At 46.9% G+C, this 16,651-nt stretch carries 13 protein-coding genes; 11 read left to right on the top strand and 2 right to left on the bottom strand.

The window, feature by feature from the left end:
• Positions 1-278 precede the first annotated feature (278 nt).
• On the top strand, positions 279-1,370 hold the full coding sequence (locus QUA34_RS05155) for a PfkB family carbohydrate kinase (protein ID WP_333384568.1): 1,092 nt from the start codon (positions 279-281) through the stop codon (positions 1,368-1,370).
• Between the two features lie 163 nt (positions 1,371-1,533).
• Here the strand turns inward: QUA34_RS05155 and QUA34_RS05160 are convergent, their stop codons facing one another.
• Positions 1,534-3,276: a CapA family protein gene (locus QUA34_RS05160; protein ID WP_333384570.1), complete on the bottom strand. Its 1,743-nt coding sequence runs from the start codon at positions 3,274-3,276 to the stop codon at positions 1,534-1,536.
• Between the two features lie 1,017 nt (positions 3,277-4,293).
• On the opposite strand from QUA34_RS05160, the gene QUA34_RS05165 reads away from it, so the two are divergent.
• From QUA34_RS05165 to QUA34_RS05190, 6 genes are all read left to right on the top strand, one after another.
• Positions 4,294-5,493, top strand: a complete 1,200-nt coding sequence (locus tag QUA34_RS05165; RefSeq protein ID WP_333384573.1) for a HEAT repeat domain-containing protein — start codon at positions 4,294-4,296, stop codon at positions 5,491-5,493.
• A 105-nt stretch (positions 5,494-5,598) separates the two neighbouring features.
• Positions 5,599-6,684 carry a glycosyltransferase family 4 protein gene (locus QUA34_RS05170; RefSeq protein ID WP_333384575.1) on the top strand — a complete coding sequence of 362 codons (1,086 nt, stop codon included), beginning with the start codon at positions 5,599-5,601 and terminating at the stop codon, positions 6,682-6,684.
• 136 nt (positions 6,685-6,820) lie between these two features.
• Complete coding sequence (map, locus tag QUA34_RS05175; protein ID WP_006635181.1) at positions 6,821-7,582, top strand: type I methionyl aminopeptidase; 762 nt, start codon at positions 6,821-6,823, stop codon at positions 7,580-7,582.
• 217 nt (positions 7,583-7,799) lie between these two features.
• Positions 7,800-8,729, top strand: coding sequence for an LD-carboxypeptidase (locus QUA34_RS05180; protein ID WP_333384578.1), 930 nt, complete (start codon positions 7,800-7,802; stop codon positions 8,727-8,729).
• A 165-nt stretch (positions 8,730-8,894) separates the two neighbouring features.
• Positions 8,895-9,677 carry a hypothetical protein gene (locus QUA34_RS05185; RefSeq protein WP_333384581.1) on the top strand — a complete coding sequence of 261 codons (783 nt, stop codon included), beginning with the start codon at positions 8,895-8,897 and terminating at the stop codon, positions 9,675-9,677.
• A gap of 355 nt (positions 9,678-10,032) precedes the next feature.
• Positions 10,033-10,170 (top strand): hypothetical protein, encoded by a 138-nt coding sequence (locus QUA34_RS05190; protein ID WP_333327691.1) that lies wholly within the window; start codon positions 10,033-10,035, stop codon positions 10,168-10,170.
• Here QUA34_RS05190 and QUA34_RS05195 read toward each other — a convergent pair.
• Complete coding sequence (locus QUA34_RS05195; protein WP_333327694.1) at positions 10,167-10,670, bottom strand: YetF domain-containing protein; 504 nt, start codon at positions 10,668-10,670, stop codon at positions 10,167-10,169. The genes QUA34_RS05190 and QUA34_RS05195 overlap by 4 nt on opposite strands.
• A gap of 315 nt (positions 10,671-10,985) precedes the next feature.
• Between QUA34_RS05195 and hemE the strand changes: the two genes are divergently transcribed.
• The 4 genes from hemE to QUA34_RS05215 all read left to right on the top strand — a co-directional run bounded on the left by hemE (position 10,986) and on the right by QUA34_RS05215 (position 16,540).
• Complete coding sequence (gene hemE, locus QUA34_RS05200) at positions 10,986-12,050, top strand: uroporphyrinogen decarboxylase (RefSeq protein ID WP_333327696.1); 1,065 nt, start codon at positions 10,986-10,988, stop codon at positions 12,048-12,050.
• A gap of 295 nt (positions 12,051-12,345) precedes the next feature.
• Complete coding sequence (locus tag QUA34_RS05205) at positions 12,346-13,311, top strand: NAD(P)-dependent oxidoreductase (RefSeq protein ID WP_333327699.1); 966 nt, start codon at positions 12,346-12,348, stop codon at positions 13,309-13,311.
• A 433-nt stretch (positions 13,312-13,744) separates the two neighbouring features.
• A complete protein-coding gene (locus QUA34_RS05210) occupies positions 13,745-15,337 on the top strand; it encodes a B12-binding domain-containing radical SAM protein (protein WP_333327702.1) in 1,593 nt (530 codons plus the stop codon).
• A gap of 306 nt (positions 15,338-15,643) precedes the next feature.
• Positions 15,644-16,540 carry a M48 family metalloprotease gene (locus QUA34_RS05215; RefSeq protein WP_333327705.1) on the top strand — a complete coding sequence of 299 codons (897 nt, stop codon included), beginning with the start codon at positions 15,644-15,646 and terminating at the stop codon, positions 16,538-16,540.
• Positions 16,541-16,651: the final 111 nt, after the last annotated feature.

The following is a 16,651-nucleotide window of genomic DNA, read 5'->3' on the forward strand; positions in this document are numbered from 1 at the left end:
TTTTTTGAAGGCACTTATGTAGAAGGAAACTTCCACACCGTGAAACTTTCAGTTGAGTCTCAAAGGCTGCGATTTTATCTGCATTTTTTTGCCAAATTGTTGGAGCGAGTGCGATCGCCAATAGCCTGCAACTGGTTGCTCAAAATCCCAGTGAGGAAATCAATTAAAAGTTAAACATAAAACAAGGGAGGAAATTAATTATTAATTAATATTAGGATTTTTAATTCCCGCTCGTTCTACACTCAATTATCAACTCCTCAGTCTCATTTTTTTGGTTAATGACTAACGACTATTCCGATTTTTTGCCTCAACTGCGTGCCTCAACAGAGCAATTATTGAAAAGATTAGACTGCTTCGATCAAGCGCAGGTATTAGCGATCGGAGATTTGACCTTGGACGAGTTTCTTACCGGACAAGTAGAGCGAATTTCCCGCGAAGCACCTGTGTTGATTTTGCGCTACGAAAATACTCAGCAAGTACCCGGAGGTGGCGCAAATGCTGTCTATAATTTAGCCAAACTGGGAGGCAAAGTAAAAGTTGCTGGTTTGGTGGGAAAAGACGACCAGGGAAAGGCTTTGTGCGGTATTTTTGAGGCAGCGGGAATTGATACGGGTGGGATTTTAATCGATTCGCAGCGTCCAACTGTCACCAAAACTCGAATCTCCGGGCACGCGCGGCAGTCGGTGACTCAGCAAATTGTTCGAGTCGATCGCAAATCGGACGAGTTGCCGGATTTAGATTTGCAGTTGCAACTGGCAGACTACATCCGGCAGCAAATACCGACAGTAGATGCCGTGGTTTGTTCCGACTACGGGGACGGAGTTTTGACGAATTTGGCGATCGCATCGGCAGTGGTTCCCGGCAAAACAATTGTAGACGCTCAAACCAATTTGCAGCGATATTGTGGAGCAATGTTATTTACTCCGAACTTGCCCGAAGCCGAGCAAGCCGTCGGATATGCTATCAAAAACCCTCAAACTTTAATGCAAGCAGGACGCGATTTATTGAACTTAACTCAAGCTCAAAAAATCCTGATTACTCGCGGCGAAGAAGGGATGACTTTGTTTGAAAGAGCCAACGGCGAAGAAATCAAAAATTCACCCCCTCCAACATCCATTTGTGAAAAGGGGGAATTTGCCATTCAAAGTTGGGACATTCCCCCTTTTAACAAGACTGATGTATTCGACGTAACCGGTGCTGGAGATACAGTTGTAGCAGCAATGACTTTAGCTTTGTGCGTCGGTGCATCGGGTTGGGAAGCGGCAGTTTTGGGCAATTTGGCGGCTAGTATTGTCGTGCGTCAATTCGGTACGGCAACGACGACTGTAGAGGAGATGAAAGAAGCTTTGAAAGCAATGATTGATGACTAATTATTGGTAATGGGAATCGGGAATTGGGAATGGGGAATGGGGAATTGGTTATGGGTTATTTGTGATTAGTTATTGGTTATGGGTTATTGATTATTAGTTACTCGTTACCCATGCCCCATGCCCCATGCCCCATGCCCCATGCCCCATGCCCAATTGCCAATAACTACTTACTTTTTTTCAAAATTTGCCCCTTGTCATCAATTGTCAAACCGCTATTGGGAAAATCGCTCTTGGTCAAACGGTTAATCAACCCCACAGTTCTAAATTTGTTATCAACAGCCGGAACACCTCGCCCGTCAAGTTGGACGGGGATAATCTTACCAGAAACAAAATCCCCTTGCGGAGTCATTTTCACATCCAAAATTAGAGATTGACCGAGTGCTCCTGCTGTAGACAAAGTGCGATAACCCAAAAAATTTCCCAGAGAGTAAGCAATCAATTTACCTTTATAAAGTTCCATTGCTCGCGGAACGTGCGGGCCATGTCCCAAAATCAAATCAGCTCCCGCATCAATCATCGTCCGCGAAAACAAAACCATATTTCCCCGGTTTTCTCCGTAAAAGAACTCAGTTTTATTTCTCACATTGATAGCTCCCGTTCCTTCAGCTCCAGCATGAACTGATATCACTACAATATCAGCGTTTTCCTTAGCTTTTTTGACAACTTCGGCTCCCGCTTTCAGTTCCAGCAAAGAATTGTGAACGTCGCCGTAGTTGCTGAAACCGATAAATGCAAAATTCACACCCTTGACATTTTGATAAACAATTTGATCTCTTTTACCGACAGCCTTCATGCCATTGCTGTCGATGTTTTTAATCGTGTCCTTAAATCCCTGCTCGTTAAAATCGTAAGAGTGATTGTTGGCAATACTCAAAATATCAAAACCAACATCTTTGAAAATTTTCGCATAACTCGGAGGCGTCCGAAAGGCAAACAGCATTCGTCCGCCGCCTGCTTTGGAACTGTAAGGATAATCGGTCATCGTGCTTTCAAAATTGCCAAACAGAATATCAGCTCCTTTGAGGTACGGTTTTACCGACTCTAATAACATCTCTTTTTTTGCCGGCAGTTTGTTGTAGGGATAATTTGTGCCGGGGATCATGTCGCCAACTGCTTTGATACTGACAGTTGCGGGCAAAATGGCAGGTTTTTTGGCAGCCGGGGAGGGCGATTTTGGAGCGGGAAGGGGTTTGGCTGCGGGTGTCGAACTCACTTCTTGTACCGCAGGCTTTGACGTGGGAGGGTTATTAGTAGCGGGGGGTGAGGATTTGTAAAGTTGAGAAGCCAGTACAAGGCCGGATATGGGTACGAGAATTAGACTCAGAGCACCGACTGACAGCCCTGATTTTTTAGTTTTAGTGCCTGCTAATGCTGGCTGCGGCGATGGCTTTTGCTGCCTTTGGTTTGGGGGTTTTGGAGTTGGGATTTGAGGGGGTTGGGGCGGAGATTTTTCTGGTGTTTGAGGGGGCGCCGTTGTGACATTTTGAGTTTTTTCTAGCTTGGGCAAAGTCACAGGAATGGGAGAAGCGGCTACACTAGCAGCTACTGCTGCACTCGCAGCTACTGCTGCATTCACGGCAACTAATGGACTCACGGGTACGGAAGTCAAGCGTTTTTTTAATTCTACTGTCTGAGTCCAAGCGGGCAATTGCTCGCCGTCGCGCCGCCCGTAAACTGTCACTGAGTAAAGGTTATTTGGTTGCAGCCGCTGCAACCCTTTGACTGCGACTCGGAGACAGGCTTCTTCTGCGGGTAAATGTTCTGCTTCCAGCAGCAGGTGCAGGGTGTCATTTTCCCGGCTGGCTTTAGCCGTGACGCCGAAGCTTTGGAGTGCTTGGCTGATCAGAAATGCGATCGCCCTGGCATCGCCTTCTTTTGCTAAATTTAAAATATCTTGTTGGCTCACAAACGCCTCTACTCTCACACTAAAAATTTAGCTCGATCTTATATCAAATTTGGCGGCACAGCATTAAATACCGATTGATTTAACTTAACTAAGTGGGTACAAATAAACAGAACGTGGGGACAGGGCGCGTGCGTGAAAGGGTATACTCGCTCTCACTATAGCAATCCTTGCAGGAGTCGTAAACTTTTTACCCTACCCCAACCCTCCCCTTATCAAGGGGAGGGAGTAAGAAATTCACAAATGATGCGAGGATTGCTATATAGCTCCTAACTAAATCCGACCCTACTTTTACCAGATAGTAGGATTTTTGGCGCTGGCTAGCTGAATACAATATTTCCTAACGGTTATCTTAGTCGATCGCCCAAACACTTCTATCCGGCATAATTGCCCCCTTCAAATTAACATCGGTCAAATCAGCGCTCTCTTTCTTACAGCATTTTTGGTAAATAAAACTGGTTTGTGAGCGTCGAGAGTGCGTCCTGGAATGTACGGAAAATATGCGGTTTAGCAGCGAAGAATTAACGAAAAAACCGGGTTTCTCGTTACCAGTGCCTATCTTCCTGTCCCACTTCCACCCAAATTCACACAAAAACGATCGACCTGCAGGCTCGGAAGCTTGTTAAACTCTTGGTCATGTCACGCTATTGGTGAGAAATCGACGGCTAGCCACAATCGTCTGCTAACGCCCCCGCAGTGCTGGGCTGCGGGGCCTGCATTGCACACTGCACGTAGGTGAGATTAGCTGCAATCAACTTTCGGGATGCCGCTGCTAAAGTCGCGGCCGCCAATGTAGTTGTTCGTTTTAAACTAATTAAACTAATTATTTAAAGGAGTTGCACGTCAATGACACAATTGTGCTTATAATATCTGGCTCGGTGCCCTCTCAAACCAGGGTTTTTCGCTAGTCTGGTGGTATTTGTGAGTTAGTTAAGCCCATAGCAGCTAGGATCGAGCTAACTCAAGGTTAAACTAAAGCTCGTCATGCGGCGTTGCCTCTCAAAACCCGGATTGAGTCTTATGGCGCATTACCGCTCCTCTGTATGTTTGTTCACCTGCATTGCCTGTCTGGGCGCTGCGTTCAGTCCAAGTGCCGACGGAGGGCAACAGGTACTCAATGCCTCTGCGCGTGCTGTTTCCCAAGAAATTGCTCAGGCGAACTCTCCCCCGGACGATCGCCAGGATTCCAAGCCTCCAAAACCGTCTCCAGCGCCCGATAAAAACAAATCTCAGCCGTCCAAAAGGTCCAAATCTAATTCTAAGATCCCGAAATCGGTATCCAATTTGATCGTCATTTTGTCTCGTCAGCGAGGGTTCTTAATGTTGGGTTTGGCAGCAGTTGTCGTCACGGCAGCGGCAGTATTTATCATGCTCAAATTAGTTAGTAGTGACGAGTCAAATTATTCTAAGCGAAGACGGGGACGATTTGAGCGCCACAACCCAAGAAACTCTCAATTTACTAATAATCCCGATTCTCCTACAAACTCCCACGCAATTACACAGCACAAGGCTTCTTTTGGGCTATCAAAACCGCTGTCAGCCTTGCCCTACCCTTTGGATTTGCCAAAAGACAACAGTATCGAGAACAGCGATCGACCTTTTCCGTTAAATATGGAATCCGGGGAACCAGAATCCCAGGATGCAGCAGTCGAGGGCGATCAAATTAATTCCGACACCTCGCCCTTGGAAACTCACAGCAACGGATACAGTAACACAGGTTTCAACATTCCCGAAACAACTAATCAAACCGATTCCCTAGCTAAGAAGAAAGGTATTGCCCTTCCCGAAACGGATGGTAGACCTAAAGTTGATATTATTGAAGCACTGATTGAAGATTTGCAGCAGCTAAATCCGGCAAAGAGAGGCAAAGCAATTTGGGAACTAGGTCAGCGGGGAGATTCCAGAGCAGTTGAGCCGTTGCTCGATTTGCTAGCAAATTCCGACTCCAAGCAGTACAGTTTAATTTTGGCAAGTCTCTCGGAAATTGGCATTCGCACCCTCAAACCCATGAATAATGCGTGGTCAATTTCGCTGCAAAATGAAAATCCTGAAGTGCGTAAAAATGCAATTCGCGACTTGACGCGGATTTACGAATTGGTGAATCAAATCAGTTACTTGTTGCACCGTGCAACGGACGATCCAGATCCAGAAGTTCAGGAAACTGCTCGCTGGGCAATCAATCAGTTGAATCGCATCCGTCCGCGTTCTGGGATGGATTAATAAACGTAGCAATTTTCAAATAATTTGAACTTGAGATTTGAAATGGGAAATTGATAATTTAGATTATGTTAAAATTAGTGAATGCTGATTAATGACTAATGACTAATGACTAATGACACTTTAAAACTATTGTTCCTGTCAACTTCGGTCGGTAAACTCGGTTCGGGGTTGGGTGGCGGAGTCGAACTTACAGTCCTTAACATCGCTAAAGAATTACAGAGTCGCGGTCATAAAATAGCAGTTGTAGCACCGATAGGTTCAATTTTAGAATCAATTCCAGTAATCGAAATAACGGGTGATTTGCAAGTAACCGCCCAAACACAAGATTACAATGATCCTATTGTGATGCCCGCCGATTCTGTGCTGGCGAATATGTGGGAATATGCTCGCCAAGTTCAGGATGAATGGGATGTCATTGTTAATTTTGCCTACGATTGGCTGCCGTTTTATTTGACACCATTTTTTAGGACTCCGATCGCACATTTGATCAGCATGGGCTCCCTTTCCGCCGCCCTCGATCGCATTGCCGGACAAACCGCCCTCCAGTTTCCTGGTACGATCGGAGTTCACACCGCTTCTCAAGCCAACACATTCGCCTTTGCCGATGAATGTCAGTTGTTGGGAAATGGCATAGATTTATCCCTGTACAAATTTTGCGACAAACCGCAGTCTAAATTAGCTTGGCTAGGCCGCATCGCCCCGGAAAAAGGCTTAGAAGATGCAGTAGCAGCAGCGAAAATTACAGGCATTCCCCTGAAAATTATGGGCAAAATGCAAGATGAGGATTATTGGCAAAAAATTTGTGCAGATTACCCGGATGCTCCGGTAGAATATTTAGGGTTTCTGACAACAACTCAAATGCAAGAGCAAGTCCGTCAGTGCCGAGCATTGTTGATGACACCGCGCTGGGTGGAAGCTTTTGGAAATGTCGCGATCGAGGCTTTAGCGTGCGGTGTACCTGTGATTGCTTACAAGCGCGGGGGGCCGGCGGAAATTGTTCGAGACGGGCTGACGGGCTTTTTAGTGGCTCCTGACAGTGTAAATGGCTTGGTAGGTGCGATCGCCCGCTTAGACCAAATTGACCGCAGCGCTTGCCGGCGACAAGTAGAGGTAGAATACTCTTTGGAAGCTTTGGGCGATCGTTGTGAACACTGGTTCAAATCTATCACTGCTAGTAGGGTGCGTCAGTAATAATACTGGCCAATTTTTAGAAAGATTCGCTGACTGACGCACCTTACAAGTTTATGGAACAGCAATTCAAATCTATTCTCAAAGTGAGTTAAATAAACTCTTAATTGACTGCCCAAAAAAGAAAACAGAAAAAACTATGGCAACCGAACGTTTAGTGCTTTTATCCAGTAGAGAAATCGAAAAAATGCGCCAAGCAGGCCGTTTAGCGGCCGAACTTCTGCTACATCTCGAACCGATGGTTAAACCGGGAGTAAGCACTCTAGAAATTAACGATGAAGCCGAACGCTGGACTTTGGCACACGGAGCAAAAAGCGCTCCGCTAGGCTATAAAGGATTTCCTAAATCTCTGTGTGCTAGCGTCAATGAAGTAGTCTGTCACGGCATCCCTAATGCTAAACAAATTCTTAAAGAAGGTGACATTATTAATATTGATGTAACACCTTTAGTTGATGGTTATCATGGCGATACTTCCAAAACTTTTTTTGTGGGCCAACCTTCACCTGTAGCGAAAAAGTTAGTTGAAGTAACCGAGGAATGTTTAAGAAGAGGAATTGCGGAAGTCAAACCGGGTGCCCGTACCGGCGACATCGGTGCAGCAATTCAAGAATATGCTGAAGCACAGGGTTTTTCGGTAGTGCGAAATTTTGCGGGGCACGGGATTCACCGAGTCTTTCACACTGAACCGGAAATTTTGCATTACGGCAAGCGGGGCACAGGAAAGAAGCTCAGACAAGGCATGGTTTTTACGATCGAGCCGATGATTAATGAGGGTACTTGGGAAGTGGAAATTCTCGCCGATGGTTGGACTTCTATCACCAAGGATGGAAAGCTTTCGGCTCAATTTGAGCACACTCTGGCTGTGACTGATTCTGGGGTGGAAATTCTGACTTTACCTTAATTGTTGACGGTTGACTGTTGACGGTTGACAGTCAATGGTTTGCCATCAACTATCGCTCGCAATCTTTTGACTCAAGAACAAATCGATCGAGTGCATCCTTTATTAAATGAACTTTCACCAACACTTAATGCCTATCTTAACTCACTAAAACAAAAAGCCAAAGGTTAACAATCAACCGCAAACAGTCAACAGTCAACAGTCAACAATCAACCTACTAATGACTAACATAAAATTTCTGCAACCAGGAGATTTGCTCAAAGTAATTGCCCCTAGTGGCACTTTGCGAGAATCAACCAACTTTGAAAAGGGTGTAGAAATTTGGAAATCTCGCGGCTATCGACTTGAATTAACACCGGGTTTTGACGATCGCTGGGGCTATTTAGCCGGTTCCGACGAAAACCGCGTCCGACAGCTAGCAGATGCCCTCAATGACCCGGATTGTCGCGGTATTCTCTGTGTTCGAGGCGGTTTCGGCAGCACTCGACTTTTGGAAAAAGGAAATGTGGGAAAGGCGGAAAATTCCCAATTTCCAACTCCCGATTCCCATTCGCCGAAATGGTTAATCGGCTTTTCCGACATTACTGCTTTGCTGTGGAATCACGACAAATTGGGGATTTGGGGGGTTCACGGGCCGATGCTGACAACTTTGGCGGATGAACCGGATTGGTCTGTCGATCGACTTTTTGACTGCATCGAAGGTCGTCCCTTACAATCTTTGCAAGGTAAAGGATGGGGCAGCAGAAAAGCCACCGGGCGGCTGTTTCCGGCGAATCTGACGGTTGCTTCTCACTTGCTCGGAACCCCGTATCAACCGGATTTGACGGGGGTTATTCTCGCATTTGAGGATGTTTCCGAGGCTCCTTACAGGGTCGATCGAATGCTGACTTTGTGGCGGATGGCGGGGGCTTTCGCAGGCGTGCGGGGCATTGCTTTGGGGCGCTTCAGTCGCTGCGAGATTGAGCCGAGTATTCCCAGTTTTAGCATTGAAGAGGTTTTGCGCGATCGGCTGGGGGATTTGAATATTCCGATTGTCTCGGATTTGCCCTTCGGGCACGAGGGAGTTAACGCTGCTTTACCCATGGGAATTATAGCTAGTCTCGACGCTGAATCGGGATTGCTGATTTGTGGCGATCAATCGCAACTTTAGATTAGGGTTCAACGTCTATAACTTTAACATGAGATTTTGCACCCGCTAAATAGCCGGGTTGGGTGAGGTTTACACGGTGGGCAGAAATTACATTTAAAATGGATTGTGTATGCAAATGTCGGCGCCAAGAAAGCAAAAAGATTTTAAATTTTTCCAGAGGTTGATATGAAAGCACACAACTTGTTAAACAGTATTGCTGCCGCAGTCCTAGTTACGGGATTGGCAATTACCGGGATTTCCTCAATTGCGGTTGGCGAACAGATACAGAATAACGATCGCATTGACGGAGTAATTCGCCGCACTTCCCCGATTTACCGTTTCCGAAATATGTGGGTTCCGGGATCTCCGACGGAAGAATTGCGTGGTCAAGAATACACCTTTAGCGCGAGGGAAGGCGACAACATTGAAGTGTTTTTAGATACAGATAGAAGTCGCGGTTTTACTCCCGTCATGGTGCTATTTTACGGGAACAACAAACAAGTCGCTTTTACGCAAGACCGTTCTTTTAATTATCAAATTCCCCGTAGTGGCGATTACAAACTGTTAGTGTTAGCAAAAGATGCTGCCCGAGGCGGTAGCTACACGCTGGAAGTTTCGGGAATTGATGGGGGCGACAGACGATCTCGCAATTCGCGGGACGATTGGTACACGAGGCGAGATAACGATCGATATGACGGTCAATATGACAGAGCACAGCTTCTGCAAGATGATTTTGACTTGCGGCCTGTTGATTGTCGCGAGAGACGTTCTATGGTGAGAGTAAGGTTTGACGAGGGTAATCAAGATTCAACTTACTGCGCTGTCCCGAATAGAAGGTTTCCGGCGGGAGATTATTACTACAATTCGCGGACTAGAAATTTAGACTCGGCGCGGCGGAATGATAGTAGATTCGATGCGGGCCGAGATCAATGTCGGGTAGTGGTGGGCGGAGTTTGTGTGACGAGATAGTTTCGATTTAACTCAATTGGCGTAAGTCCCACACCGTAACTGTACCCGGTTCGGTGTTGGGATATAAGCCAAACAAAAATATAGAAAGAGTGGGCATATAGAGTTGATTTGAGTTAATATATAGATGGTTGCGACCCACTTACTCGGCTGTAATAACAAAACGGTCATAGTAGCAGTAATATGCTTACCGGGAAACTGCGAGAGAAAGGAGGAAAAGGCAGACCGCTGGTTAGTATGGTATGCCCTGCTGTAAAAAATAACCCATGTTTGTTGTACGAAAAGAGTTTTTGGTCTTAGGAAATAGGACTTCTGCGTGGGTTCCCTACGAGGGATAAAGGGCGTAAAAGCCTTTCTTATGCTGTGTAAGACTCCGATCGTCTTTGATGACGAATATTCAGCAATGAATATCCCCAATAGAGCGACGGCAAACGAGACACGAAGCCCGAATTATCACGGTACTCCGTTTAGTTTGGGTATTTCAGAGATCGACTAAGTTACATCTTTGAGAGCCGAGCGCGAATTGTTTGGAGATTTTTTGACAACGCTCATGCTGCCGTCGGTTTCTAGCACGACTGCTTCGATTTCTTCGATCGACGCGCTGCCCGTCCCCCGAATCGCCGCCCGAATTTCCTCTTCACTCACGCGCTGCTGCCGCATCGCCACAGGCAGAAATTGGCCTTGGTTGAGCAGCATAGTAGGTTCGGCTTTGATGAGATTTTTTACCCACTTTACCCGCACGGCAAGCCAGGTGACGATGAATTGCAGCCCGATGAGTAAGCCGAGGGCGAAAACGCCCTCGACCAACGAAACGTCTTTTGACATGATGACAGTCGCCAGCGTGGAACCGAGCGCGATGGTAACGATGAAATCGAAGGCATTCCACTTCGACAGAGTTCGCTTGCCGGAGGCCAGCAGCAAAAAAATCAGCGCGGCGTAAGCGGAAATGCCGAGCGTCAAAATCCGAATTATTTCCAACCAATTGTCAAAAAACATATTTTTATTTCGCCGTGCTGATTTTGGACGCTTCGCTGCTGCGCCAGTCCTAGATGCTTCGTCTGCTTGAGGTCGCGGTCGCGGATTCTGTTAGTTTGCATTGTCATTGTAGCAGAAGCGTGGATGGGAAAATTCCCTATTAGCAATAGTTTCAGCTATTAAGAATTCCTTAACCGTGCCAGAAGGTTGCTATCGAACTCAGCCACTCCCCTCATCTCCCTCCCCGCTGACAGATGAATTTTTTGTCAAAAAGGACGATCGCACAGTGGTAAGCTACCAAAGGCATTGAAATATCTAAGGTAGAGAAAAGTTAAAATGTCGGCATTAAATGAAGTTCCCTTGTTGTTGCGGGCAGCCCGCGGCGAAACCCTAGACCGCCCGCCCGTGTGGATGATGCGTCAAGCCGGCCGCTACATGAAGGCTTATCGAGATTTGCGAGAAAAGTATCCCTCGTTTCGCGAACGTTCCGAAATCCCCGAAGTGGCGATCGAAGTTTCCCTTCAGCCGTGGCGCGCGTTTCAACCCGACGGCGTAATTCTGTTTTCCGATATTGTCACCCCGATGCCCGGTTTGGGGATCGACATGGACATCGCCGAAGGCAAAGGCCCGATTATCCACTCACCCATCCGCACTCAGCAGCAAATCGACGCGCTGCAACCGCTGAACCCGGACGAAAGCTTGCCGTTTATCAAAACAATCCTGAAATCCCTGCGCGAAGAAGTCGGCAACAAATCCACCGTGCTCGGTTTTGTCGGCGCGCCGTGGACTTTGGCGGCCTATGCGGTTGAGGGCAAAGGTTCTAAGGATTATGCCATCATCAAAAACATGGCATTTTCCGATCCAACTTTACTGCATCAGTTGCTGTCGAAATTCGCCGATGCGATCGCCGTTTACGTGCGCTATCAAATCGACTGCGGCGCGCAAGTAGTGCAAATGTTCGACTCCTGGGCTGGCCAACTCTCCCCGCAGGACTACGACACCTTCGCTCTACCTTACCAGAAACAAGTATTCGAGCAAGTCAAAAAAACCCATCCCGACACCCCGCTAATTCTGTTAGTCACCGGTAGCGCCGGCCTCCTCGAACGCATGACAACATCCGGCGCGGATATCATCAGCGTCGATTGGACAGTGGATATGGCCGACGCGCGCAAGCGTTTGGGCCCGAATATGAACGTTCAGGGAAATCTCGATCCCGGCGTTTTGTTTGGTTCTCAACCGTTTATTCGCGATCGAATTCTTGATACAATTCGCAAAGCGGGCCCGCGCGGACACATCCTCAATTTGGGACACGGCGTATTACCGGGTACTCCCGAAGATAACGTGCGTTTCTTCTTTGAAACCGCAAAACAAGCCGACAAATTGCTTGCAGTTGCTGCTTGAAATTGATTGCGAACTGGTTTTAACTGGTTCCCCGGCTCTGCCTGGTGAACCCATATCCAGAGGCTCTGCCTCGCGTAAAATGGAGGCAGAGCCTCCTGATCTGCCTTACCAGGTCAGAGCCTGGTAACGAGTAACAACCCCTGACAAATCTCGCTTATAACCGAGTAGAGATCCCCCTAAATCCCCCTTAAGAAGCGGGACTTTGACAATAATCTTGTCCCCCCTTAAGAAGGGGGGCGAGGGGGGATCTTAGCCTCAGCATCAAGTCAAAAAAACCCTCTTCCCCTGCGGCAAAATGAACTCAAAAAAAATTTTTGTGACGGGTGCAAGTGGCTGTATCGGTCACTACATGGCCGAAACTTTGATTCAAGAAACAAACCACGAACTTTACTTATTAGTTCGCAACCCAGAAAAATTAAAATTTGACTGGAAAGCCCGCCCCGGCATCCATATATTACAAGGCGATATGCGAGATATCGAGCAACACGCCGAACTTTTGCAAACAATTAATGTCGCAATTTTAGCTGCCACTGCTTGGGGAGGAACTCAAGAAGTGTTTGACGTTAACGTAACGAAAACTCTCCAGCTAATTCAACTACTTTCGCCACAGACTTGCCAACAAGTAATTTATTTTTCAACCGCCAGTATTCTCGGTCGAGACAACAATTTGCTGAAAGAAGCCGGAGAACTGGGGACAGATTATATTAGCTCAAAATACAACTGCATGGTGCATTTGTCAGCTTTGACAAATGTGCCTCCAATTACGGCACTTTACCCGACATTAGTACTGGGAGGAGACGCAGAAAAACCAGTCTCTCACTTGTCCTCTGGTCTGCCACTTGTCGCAAAATGGATTGGTTTGATTCGCTGGTTTAAGGCAGATGGCAGTTTTCACTTCATCCACGGCGCAGATATTGCTAAAGTAGTTAATTATTTAGTTCAACATCCGCCTGCTTCCGAGGAAACGCGACATTTTGTGCTAGGAAATCCCCCGATTACAGCTAACGAAGTGGTAGAACAAGCTTGCAAGTATTTGAATAAAAACATATTTTTTCGGATTACTCTGTCACCTTGGCTAGCCGATTTCTTTATTTGGCTGTTCCGAATTCAAGTGGCTGCTTGGGATAGATTTTGCATCAGCTACCGCCATTTTACCTATCAAAATCTTGTGAATCCCGAAAGCATAGGAATGCCGAGTTACTGCGGCACAGTTGCCGATATGTTAAGAACTAGCGGGATTCCCGGCAAAGATTCAAATTAGAAGGAAGAGGGAAGTTCGGCAGCGGATTTTATAACGGATGTAACGGATGTAACGGATGTAACGGATGAATGTTGAGGAAAAAGGAAGAGAAAATGTGCATTAAACAACTAATGTAGGGTTCTTATGGCGCACCAAAGCAGTAATTTACTGTTTCCAGTTTTTTTTGCCTTAATCCCATGCTTTTTAAATGCGATTATCGTCAATTAAGGGTCAAATACGATAAGATATCAGCATTTGCAAACTTTAACAGGGAACTGCAAGCTAAAAATTGCGCTCATTGTGTGTGGCTTAGGGGGTGTCACCCCTCGCCAGATATTTGATCGAGTGCAAGATCGTAATTTTAGCCTTAACATGAAGTCTTGAGAGTCGATCGAACTCTCACGCCCCGCCAGCCCGATCGCAAGTTGTTTACTGATGTGAGGTTTAACATATAATGCGAGTTCTTCTAGTTTACCCGCTGTTTCCGAAAACATTTTGGTCTTACGAGAAAATCCTAGAATTAGTTGATCGTAAAGTGCTGCTGCCACCGCTGGGTTTGGTAACAGTAGCAGCTATTTTACCCCAAGAATGGGAATTTAAGTTAGTCGATCGCAACATCAGACAAATCACAGAAGCAGAATGGGAATGGGCAGAGCTCGTTATTCTGTCCGCCATGATTGTCCAAAAAGAAGATTTGCTAGACATCATTCGCGAAGCAAAACGGCGCGGTAAATCCGTAGCTTGCGGAGGCCCCTACCCCACTTCCGTACCCGAAGAACCTCAAGCAGCGGGCATAGATTACCTGATTCTCGACGAAGGCGAAATCACCTTGCCGATGTTCGTCGAAGCAATCGGGCGTGGCGAAAAAAGCGGAATTTATCGATCGGACGGCGTAAAACCCGATGTTACCACAACCCCCGTTCCCCGCTTCGACTTGCTGGAATTAGACGCCTACGACTCGATGTCGATTCAATTTTCGCGCGGCTGTCCTTTCCAGTGCGAATTCTGCGATATCATCGTCCTCTACGGCCGCAAACCTCGCACCAAAAACCCCCAACAATTGATAGCAGAATTAGACTATCTCTACAACTTGGGGTGGCGGCGCGGCGTGTTCATGGTAGACGACAACTTTATCGGCAACAAACGCAGCGTCAAACTGTTGCTAAAAGACTTAAAAGTCTGGCAAGAAGAACACAAATTCCCCTTTACTTTCAACACAGAAGCATCCATCGACTTAGCCCAAGATCAAGAATTGATGGACATGATGGTTGCTTGCAATTTCAATGCAGTGTTTCTAGGGATTGAAACTCCCGATGAAGAAAGCCTGCAAATGACCAAGAAATTCCAAAATACCCGCAATTCCCTGATCGAATCCGTAGAGTTAATTGCCAAATCCGGTTTGCGAGTAATGGCCGGATTTATCATTGGATTTGACGGCGAAAAACCCGGTGCCGGTCAGCGGATTGTCAAGTTTGCCGAAGCAGCAGCCATTCCGAGCACAACCTTTGGAATGCTGCAAGCTTTGCCGCACACGGCATTGTCCCACAGACTAGCAAAAGAAGGGCGGTTGCGCGACAAATCTGGCAACCTCAACCAGACTACCTTGATGAACTTTATCCCGACGCGGCCTCTCGAAGATATTGCCCGCGAATATGTCGAGGCATTCTGCGAAGTGTACGATGCTGAGAAATATTTAGACCGGACTTATCGCCATTTCTTAATGTTGGGTGCACCTACAGCAAAGATACCTGCGAGAGTTCCCAGTTGGATCGATTTGCGAGCACTGCTAACTGTGGTTTGGCGGCAGGGAGTCAAGCGCAAAACTCGCTGGAAGTTTTGGCATCATTTGTTCAGCATTCTCAAGCGCAATCCTGCAGTTTGGGATCACTATTTGACAGTCTGCGCTCACAACGAGCATTTCCTGGAATATCGCCAGATTGTGCGGGATGAAATTGAAGCTCAATTGGCTGAGTTTTTGGCTAATGAGTCTCAAACTGTATATCAAGAACCTGTTGCTGTTGAGGAAAAGGAAGTGCAAGCGGTTTAGGGTTGGAGAATTAAACCGCAGATGAACGCAGGTAAACGCAGATGAAAGTAAGATTGTCTGCGTTTATTTTGTGGATTGGATCTGGTTTCCACTCAGAGCCTGGAAATGTCATATCCTGCGACTCTACCGCCTTGTGAGAGCAGGCGACAGAGCCTCCCGAGGCATTCCCAGTTTCTGACAGAAAACTTGAAATACTACTATTGGCTGTAGCATTTATTTCGGCAGATAGAGGCGCGATCGCCCGCAACTATGAAAATCTAATTACAAGATAAAAAATATCAAAATAGCGATCGCCCTCAACCCGCCATGCTAGGAACAAATCAACTCAGAACAGCCGCTCTCTTAGGACTCCTAAGCGGCCTTCTCGTTTTAGGAAGTTATTATTTAATCGGCAACGAACAAGGACTTTACATCGGTTTAGCGCTAGCCGCCTTCTCAAGTTTTAGCTCTTGGTACTATTCCGACACGGCCGCGTTAATGGCTTACCGCGCTCAGCCGATCGCCCGCAGCGAAGCACCAGAAATCTACGATATGGTAGCATCGCTGAGCGAAAAAGCCCAAATTCCGGTGCCGAAAATATTTCTAGTTCCCACTCAATCTCCGAACGCCTTCGCAACAGGAAGAGACCCGGAACACGCAACAATAGCAGTTACTGAAGGCATCATCAAGCTGCTTTCCCGCGAAGAATTGGAAGGCGTTTTAGCGCACGAACTCACGCACATCCGCAACCGCGACACCCTCACTCAAGCAGTTGCAGGAACAATTGCCGGGGCTATTACATTTGTCGGGCGAATACTGACTTTTGGAGCGCTTTACGGCCCGGTAACGCGGGATAGCAGACAAGGCGCGAATCCGTTTGGTTTGCTGTTTTTAATCATTTTAGCACCGCTATCAGCAACCGTAATTCAATTGGCGATTTCTCGGACGAGGGAATTTGCAGCCGACAGCGGTGCGGTGGAAATTACAAATAACCCGATCGGCTTAGCAAACGCCCTGCAAAAATTAGAGAAAATGGGTCATGAAATTCCGATGCACGGCAATCCTGCGATGTCGCCGCTGCTAATTGTGAATCCTTTTTCGACTAAAGGTTTGCAGTCACTTTTCCGCACTCACCCGCCGACAGAGGATCGCATTCAACGCCTTTTGGAAATGGCGCAGCAGCAGCAAGGTACTCCAGTTATGGCTTACATAAACGGAGTTTGATCGGTCAAAAATGCAGCAACAATATGGAGAAACCCGGTGTTTTGAAGCAGCCGGGTTTCTGTATGTTTATTTTGTTTTTGGTTATTAATTAGGTAGGGGCGATCGCTAGTA

The sequence above is a fragment of the Microcoleus sp. POL10_C6 genome, from assembly GCF_036701585.1.
Classification (GTDB): domain Bacteria; phylum Cyanobacteriota; class Cyanobacteriia; order Cyanobacteriales; family Microcoleaceae; genus Microcoleus.